The organism is Halanaerobium sp. (genome assembly GCF_003070835.1).
Genome location: NZ_QBLR01000164.1, coordinates 1 through 7,502, shown reverse-complemented (window position 1 = coordinate 7,502; position 7,502 = coordinate 1). Strand labels below are relative to the sequence as shown.

Sequence of the window (7,502 nt, the reverse complement as noted above, 5' to 3'; positions counted from 1 at the left end):
TCTACCTTTTTTTCTTTTTAATTCTCTATCTGAATCTGCAACATTTTGTAATTCCTCTAATACAAAACGGGGAACAATTAAAATTCCATCTATAAAATTGTTTTTATAAACTTCAAATATTCTTCCATCAATAATAGCACTTGTATCAATTATTTTAGGGGATGACTCAGAATAATACCTGTCATTACCTTTAACATCAGATTCTTTAAATAAGATATAATCTATTTCCTCTTCTTTAAGAAGTATTATATACACGGTAATAATGATTATAATTATATTAATAAAAACTATTGTTTTTTCACTAAAAAACGGAAGTAATATAAATTTTGACATTGAGTAAGATAATAAAACTCCCAATAATAAACTAAATAAAATTAACAATATTTTTTTTATAGATAATTGTTCTATTTTTTTCTTAATGTTATTCGTCAATAACTTTAATTTAGGGTATAAAAGCAAAATAATACTTGTCACACTCAATCCAATTAAAATTTTTAAAACTAGATCTTTTTCAGGTAGTTGAAACTTAAAAAAACTTTGCAAAATATAAAATAAGATAAGGATGATCCCTGTTAATATGGCGCTTAATATTCTCCAGTTATAATTTTTAAGTTTTTTAATTTTAATCCACCTCATCTCTCAACCAGCTATTAAAAAATAAATCTGTGCAGCTAAAAAATCAGTTAAGATAATAATTATCTAGAGATTTAAACAAGGCTGTTATCTTCTTTCTTCTTTTCATCTGATTTTTCAAGCTCTTCTAATTCTTTCATTACCTGTTTTTTCTTCCTTTTCGGAACTTCCCTCAGCATTAGCAACTGCAGCAGTATCTCCAATTAAAGAAGCAGCCCACTTACCACAGCGGTCACCGGTAACAGCTATTACTTTTTGATCAGCAATAACCTTAATTACCTCACAATTATTGGCACAGTCCTCACATTCAAAACTTGTTGTTTCAAATTCCTGCTCTGTTAAATCAAAACCTCTAAAACTGCTTTCCTGACCACTTCTTTTAACATCTCTTTTAGCCAGCATGGCAATCCCTATTGCTCCCATTACATCGTGATGTTTGGGTACAATCACTTCTGCTCCAATTTCTTCTTCAAAGGCTGCTTTGATCCCGATATTGGCGGCCACACCACCCTGGAAGATATATTCTCCTTCTAAAACTCGATTCCTAACAAGGTTGTTCATATAGTTTCTGACCAGCGCTTCTGAGAGGCCGTTGATTATTTCAGGTTTGGTAAATCCATACTGCTGCTTTGAAATCATATCTGATTCTGCAAAAACTGTACAGCGCCCTGCTATTCTGACATCCCGGTCAACTTCTAAGGCCAGTCCACCAAATTCTTCAATTGGAATTCCCAGTCTTTCTGCCTGATGATCAAGAAAAGAACCTGTACCTGCTGCACAGACAGTATTCATCGCAAAATCAACTGCAATTCCAGCTTCCACAATAATTAGTTTGGAGTCCTGACCGCCTATTTCAAAGATAGTTCCGGCCTCAGGATGGTAATAGGTTGAAGCCCGGGCATGGGCGGTAATCTCATTTTTAACAGTATCAGCACCCAGAATATAGGCAATTAATTCTCTACCACTGCCGGTAACTCCGACTCCACCAATTTTATAATCATCAATCTCTATTTCTTCTTTAAATTTAGTTAAACCTTCTTTAACCAGCTCAATGGGATTGCCTGAGTTGCGGGTATAAAGTTTAAAGGCAAGCTCATTTTCTTCATCGATGGCAACAAGATTGATACTAACTGAACCTATATCTACACCCAGATAAAGTTTTTTCATCTACATAACCTCCCTGTAGTCTTTCTCTTTGATCATATCTAAAAATGCTTCCACTCTGGTCAGTACATTCGCATCAGCTGTCTGTTCATCTATAGAAATAGTTAAAACAGGTATCTCATATTTTTCTGATAAATCATCTATCACACTCTGAGATACAAGTTCCGGCAGACAGCCAAAAGGTTTAAGATGAATAATCCCATCAAATCCTTTTTCCTTAAAATTAACCGCATGACCAATATTCCCCTGGGCATGACCGCCTATTTCAATTTCGATAAACTCTTCTCCTTTTTTCTCGATTTCTTCCAAATCTTTGCCGGTAAAGGGAAAAACATTTTCTCTGATCCAGTCTGTCAGATACTGGGAACGTTCAACTTCAAAACCAAAGCGGTTTACCTTTTCTTCGACCTGATTGTTTATTGATTGCTCCAACACAACATAAATTTCGCCAATGATTCCAATTCGATAGCGCTCAGTTTCAGCTGGAATTGAATCTTCAAATTTATTCAGTTTATTTAAATATTTATTTTTAATTTCCTTTATCTCTGCAGTGTTTTTAATCTGATAAAACTCTTCCTGAGCCTGCATCCAGAGCTTATTGATTGGACCCTGATCATTATAGGCTCTTAGAATTTCTATCGTTTTTTCTATTTCATCTAAAGCCTTTGTCAACTCATAAACAGTTTTGATCACTCGACCGACCTGCAGCCAGGAGCTGTCCCCTTTTAATCGTTTAATAACCTCATAAAAGTATTTATAATCATCATGAGGAGAGTCAATAATAATAATCTCCACTTCATGACCTAAATCCTGAAGGATTATTTTGTGCACTTCACCATAATATCCAGCCCGGCAGGGTCCATGACCACCGCTTGTAACCAGGGTATCTACATCTTTTTCCATCAGCTTTAAATAAATACCTGTTATCACTTTAAAAGGAAAACAGGCAAATTCAGGACTGTATTTTACACCCAGATCAATGATTTCTTTATTTGGTTTGGGCGGCATTACCACATCATGACCCAGCAGTTCTAAAAGTTTTTTATATACTATTGTTGGTCCCATATAAGGAAAAGATAATCTCATCTTAGTTATTCTCCTTTTTTAGCCGCAGCAGATCGATAAAAGCTTCAATTCTTGTTATAATATGGCTTTCTCCTGTCTGCTCATCAATTCTTAAAGTCATAAAAGCATTATCATATTCTTTGGCATCAACTTCTAAAATCTGACCCAGCATTGAATCAGGGCCACAACCAAAGGCGGTCAGATGAATAACTCCATCTATCTGATCATTTTTAAAATAATGTTCTGCTGCACCATAAAGTTTGTTTGTAAACTCCCAGAACATCGGTTTTCTCAGTTTAGATAACTCTTTTTCTATAGTTTCTTCTGCCACCATCGAAAATGTGTGAACTCTTACTCCCATTTCCTTCAGCTTATTTATTATATCCATATTAATATACTGATCAAAAACATTGTAGACATAACCAATCACTGTAATATCAATAACTTCCTCATTTCCGGCTGTTCCTATATCTTTTCTCTGACTTTGAGGTAGTTTTTCCCCATTTTCAAATTTAGAAATTACTTTTTCCAATACCTCTATATCTTCTATTTTAACAAAATCATCTATTAAATATCCCTCAAAAAGTAAATTTCTATACCGATACCAGAAATTAGAAGCTTTTTTTAAAGTCTTTTTCATTTCCCTTTTCGGAATTGAAAAGGTTTCTGCCAGTTTTTGATGATTGGAAAATTGGGCTATATTATCACTTTTTGAATCAATCTGATCAGCAATAATTTCCGCTTCCAGATCGGATAAAGAATGTCTAACCATATCGGGCAGCCCCAAAAACTTAGGGCATAAAACTACATCTTTTCGGAGTGAACGAAAGCGCGGCAGAAAAATATAGTCCACATCTTTTTGATCTAAGTTTAAAACGTGTGCGATCATCACTTTTATGGGAACACAAATTTCTGATAAGGACTTTTTTACTCCTTTATCCAGCAGATACCGGGAGGTACTGTCCGAAATAACCGGGTCCAGATTAAGCTCGTCAAAAAGTTTGAGCCAGAAAGGAAAATAATAGTAATATAATAAAGCCCGAGGTATTCCAATTTTTCTTTTTTTCATATCTCAATGCCTCCAAAACTTATCATAAACAATTATCAATTTATAAAATATTTCATATTGGAATAATGAGATAAGGAAGAGAACTGTTCTCTTCCTTATTTATCAAATTACTTTAATTTATGCTTTTTTCTTTGGATCATAACTGGGCTGCACATCAACTTTACGCAGCATATTAGCATTTGTTACAACACTGATTGAACTGGTTGCCATTGCTATTTCTGCAATAACTGGATGCAGTAAACCAAGAACAGCTACTGGAATTGCAACTGTGTTATAGAAAAAGGCCCAGAATAGATTTTGCTTAATCTTTTTAAAAGTTGCCCTTGATAGTTTAATTGCTGTTATTACTGCTGATAAATCACCTCTAACAAGTGTTATGTCAGACGATTCGATTGCTATGTCTGTTCCAGTACCTATTGCAATACCTACATTAGCCTGAGTCAGAGCTGGTGCATCATTAATTCCGTCTCCTACCATAGCAATAGTACCAAATTTATCCTGCAGCTTCATAATCTCATCTACTTTGCCATCAGGTAATACCTCAGCTACAACATGATCAATACCTACTTCATTTGCTATAGCTTCTGCTGTTCTCTGGTTATCTCCTGTTATCATTGCTGATTGAAGTCCTAATTTATGCAACTCTTTTATCGCCTTAATTGAATCTTCTTTTAAAGCATCTGCTACAGCAACTATACCAAGAAGTTTATCTTCTGTAGCTACCAACATTGCAGTTTTTGCTTCTTTTTCAAGCCGGATCATTTCATTTTCTAAGTCACTTGCATCTAGCCCGGCCTCTTCCATTAATCGACGACTACCTACCAGTACTTCTTTTCCATTAATAGTAGCTTTTACACCTTTTCCTGTCACAGAACCAAAGTCCTCAATTTCTTTTACTTCAATACCTCTATCTTTTGCATCATTCACTATAGACACTCCCAGTGGGTGTTCAGATCCTGATTCCACACTGGCTGCATACTTTAATAGTTCGTTTTCACTTGTACCATTAGTAGTAACAAGGTCCGTTACTTCTGGTTTTCCTTTGGTTATTGTCCCTGTCTTGTCGAAAACAATTGTATGAACATCCTTCATTGTCTGAATGGCCTCACCTTTACGAATTAAAACTCCATTTTCTGCTCCAATTCCACTTCCTACCATTAAGGCTGTTGGTGTTGCTAGACCAAGAGCACAGGGGCAAGCAATTACTAGTACTGCTATTGTTGCGAAAAAAGCAAGAGTAATTGTTCCAAGAGTAGGATCTACCCAAGGTAAAAATGACTGAGCCCAGAAGCCAACACTCCTAAAGGTTTCGGGAAATGCCAGCCAAAGAATAAATGTCGCTGTAGCAATAATTAAGACTGTAGGAACAAAGATACTGGTTATTTTATCAGCAAATTCCTGAATAGGAACTTTTGTACCCTGAGCTTCCTCAACCATTTTAATTACCTGAGACAGGAACGTATCTTTACCTACCTTTGTAGCCTTAACTTTAATTAGGCCATTCTGATTGACTGTTGCTCCAATTACTTCATCACCAACAGTTCTTTCAACCGGCATCGACTCTCCAGTTGCCATTGATTCGTCCACTGTTGATTTTCCTTCAACTATCTCACCATCTGTCGGAATTTTCTCCCCAGGTTTTATCAACATTATATCTCCGGGCTGAACCTCGTCAACTGGGACTTCTTTTTCTTCCCCATCAACTATAACAGTTGCAGTTTTAGCCCCTAACTCCAATAGTTTTTTTATCGCCTGTGAAGCTCGACCTTTGGCAGTTTCTTCAATATATCTACCTGTTAAGTGAAAGGCCATAATCATTGCTGCCACACCAGCATAGTTTGCTATTGGCGTAAAGAATACTGCAGGACCTGTGGCAAAGGCAGCCCCCGTTCCGATAGCAATTAATACATCCATATTGGCGCCACCATGGCTAACAGCCCTATATGCAGTCACAAATGTTTTGCGTCCAAAGATAAATAAAGGTGGAAGTGCCAACAACATCATACCTAAATCATATATTGTCTCACTTGGCCAGGCCACTCCTAAAACCATCTCTGGAATCATCCAGATAATTATGGGGATTGTAAATGCCCAGGCTCCCCACATGTTTCTTTTAGCCTTTTTAACTTTCTTTAAATCTTCTGCTTCCTCATCTACATTTTGTTCGTCACCCTCAAATCCTGTGACATCATATCCCGTTTTAGCTACTATTTCCTTAAAATCATTTTTTGATAATACACCTGGATCATATTCAACTGTCCCTTTTTCAGTAGCAATATTTACACTCGCTTCATATACTCCATCTGCTTTATTTAATGCTTTTTCTACTGTTGTTGCACAGCTGGCACAGGTCATACCACCAATTTTAAGTGTTACTTTCCCTCTCTCCTGTTTCACGTCATAACCAGTTCCTTTTACAACCTCAACTAACTTATTCTCGTCGACTTTAGAAGAATCATAATCAACATATGCCTTTTCTGCCGCAAAATTAACCTGTGCCTGGTCGACTCCATCTGTTTTATTTAAAGCTTTCTCTATAGTTTGAGCACAGCTGGAACATGTCATTCCTTCTAATTTCAATGTTGTTTTACTATTCATTTGATTGCACCTCCATATTTTTTATATACCTGTACATGGTATATTGACGTTACTTTAATAACTCATTTCCTCAAATATATTTATTGTTTCTTATTATCTGAGTAATAACCGGTTCAAAATTTTTATTATTTTTAAATTTTGTATCTATCAATCTGATTATGATAAATGAAAATCCTAAAAATAATATTGAACCTAATATACCAAAAACTTCTCCAGTTAAAATATTAGTTTTAGCTGCCACCCAATCACCTAAAAAATAGCCAGCAATCATATTAATAATTGGTATAATATATATAATTAGTGAGGCAAATACAAGATTTTTCTTTTCCATTTCAAGCTTTACTTGTTCTCCTTTAACAGCTCCAATTTCATTTTCAACTTCCATAATTATTTGATCCTGATCATGACTATCCTGCTCAGATAATGGACATGTTTTATCACATTTACTACAGGCAGAATGACGAGTAATCAGAACTCTGGCTATTCTCCCACTATTTTCAACTACTTTACCCTGTTCTTCCATTTATCTCACCCTACCTTTGAAAGGTTTTTCCTTTAAGAAATAAAAATCTAAAAATTAATTTATTTTAGAAACTAAAAGTATTAAGATTTGTTATTATATTAATCAGCAAATTTTGCCAAAACACCCATTAATTCATCTATTACAATCTGGTTATCTTCTTCATTTTCACACTTTATCACTTTTTGAACACAACCATGAGTGTGATTATCTAAAACATTAAGCCCTACTTTTTTTAAAGCACCTCTAACAGCTACAACCTGTGTTAAAACATCAACACAATATTTATCTTCTTCTATCATTCTCTGTAAACCCCTAACCTGGCCTTCTATTCTACGCAATCTAACTATTAATTCTTTTTTTTCCTCCTGGCAAAGTGAACTCAATTATTTTTCCTCCCTTTTGATTAGATATATTAGCTATTTTATAGGATTCTATCAAAAGCTATCATAG

6 protein-coding genes and 1 pseudogene are annotated in these 7,502 nt (G+C 35.1%); all 7 read right to left on the bottom strand.

Annotated features, from left to right (window positions below):
- Positions 1–636: pseudogene (locus CI949_RS14085) on the bottom strand (hypothetical protein); the annotation flags it as partial.
- Between the two features lie 114 nt (positions 637–750).
- Entirely contained in the window at positions 751–1,800 is a 1,050-nt protein-coding gene (locus CI949_RS14080) for an acyl-CoA dehydratase activase (protein ID WP_290767459.1), read from the bottom strand.
- Positions 1,801–2,883: an acyl-CoA dehydratase activase-related protein gene (locus CI949_RS14075; protein WP_290767456.1), complete on the bottom strand. Its 1,083-nt coding sequence runs from the start codon at positions 2,881–2,883 to the stop codon at positions 1,801–1,803. It abuts the gene before it with no gap.
- 1 nt (position 2,884) lies between these two features.
- Entirely contained in the window at positions 2,885–3,931 is a 1,047-nt protein-coding gene (locus CI949_RS14070) for an acyl-CoA dehydratase activase-related protein (RefSeq protein WP_290767453.1), read from the bottom strand.
- 117 nt (positions 3,932–4,048) lie between these two features.
- Positions 4,049–6,529 (bottom strand): heavy metal translocating P-type ATPase, encoded by a 2,481-nt coding sequence (locus CI949_RS14065; protein ID WP_290767451.1) that lies wholly within the window; start codon positions 6,527–6,529, stop codon positions 4,049–4,051.
- Positions 6,530–6,599: 70 nt separating this feature from the next.
- Positions 6,600–7,052: a SoxR reducing system RseC family protein gene (locus CI949_RS14060; protein WP_290767449.1), complete on the bottom strand. Its 453-nt coding sequence runs from the start codon at positions 7,050–7,052 to the stop codon at positions 6,600–6,602.
- A 98-nt stretch (positions 7,053–7,150) separates the two neighbouring features.
- Positions 7,151–7,435 carry a metal-sensitive transcriptional regulator gene (locus tag CI949_RS14055; protein ID WP_114489559.1) on the bottom strand — a complete coding sequence of 95 codons (285 nt, stop codon included), beginning with the start codon at positions 7,433–7,435 and terminating at the stop codon, positions 7,151–7,153.
- Positions 7,436–7,502 lie beyond the last annotated feature (67 nt).

Coding starts and splice junctions, on each gene's coding strand:
- CI949_RS14080 (WP_290767459.1), bottom strand. CDS start 1,800: ATGAAAAAACTTTATCTGGGTGTAGATATAGGTTCAGTTAGTATCAAT.
- CI949_RS14075 (WP_290767456.1), bottom strand. CDS start 2,883: ATGAGATTATCTTTTCCTTATATGGGACCAACAATAGTATATAAAAAA.
- CI949_RS14070 (WP_290767453.1), bottom strand. CDS start 3,931: ATGAAAAAAAGAAAAATTGGAATACCTCGGGCTTTATTATATTACTAT.
- CI949_RS14065 (WP_290767451.1), bottom strand. CDS start 6,529: ATGAATAGTAAAACAACATTGAAATTAGAAGGAATGACATGTTCCAGC.
- CI949_RS14060 (WP_290767449.1), bottom strand. CDS start 7,052: ATGGAAGAACAGGGTAAAGTAGTTGAAAATAGTGGGAGAATAGCCAGA.